This window comes from Caballeronia sp. dw_276 (genome assembly GCF_018449635.1).
Taxonomy (GTDB): Bacteria; Pseudomonadota; Gammaproteobacteria; order Burkholderiales; family Burkholderiaceae; genus Caballeronia.
The window spans coordinates 1-431 of record NZ_JAAVUV010000075.1 but is presented as its reverse complement, the minus strand read 5'-3'; the positions used below and the strand labels follow the sequence as shown (position 1 = coordinate 431).

General features: G+C 60.6%; 1 protein-coding gene. It reads left to right on the top strand.

Features of this window, described 5'->3' with window-relative positions:
• The coding region (locus HB633_RS30680; RefSeq protein ID WP_255581321.1) for a condensation domain-containing protein at positions 1-431 on the top strand (431 nt) is incomplete at both ends.

The window sequence follows — 431 nt, the reverse complement described above, 5'->3', positions numbered from 1 at the left end:
TGTTCATGACACTGGCGGCGGCGTTCGGCCTGCTGTTGTCGCGTCATGCGGGACAGGACGATGTCTGCATCGGCACGCCGATCGCGAACCGCAGGCAGTCGCAGACGGAAGACCTGATCGGCTTTTTCGTCAATACGCTGGTGTTGCGCCAGCAGGTTCACCCAGGCGAATCGTTCGAAACGCTGCTGGGCCGGATGCGCGAGACGACGCTGGGTGCTTACGCGCATCAGGACGTGCCGTTCGAACAACTGGTCGAAGTGCTGCAACCGCAACGCAGCCTCGGATATTCGCCGCTGTTCCAGGTGATGCTGATCCTGCAGAACACGCCGCTCGAAAGCATCGTTTTGCCGGGTCTGAAACTGGAGCCGATTGCGAGTGAGTCCACCACGTCCAAATTCGACCTGAGCCTCAACATCGACGAGGTGGCGGGA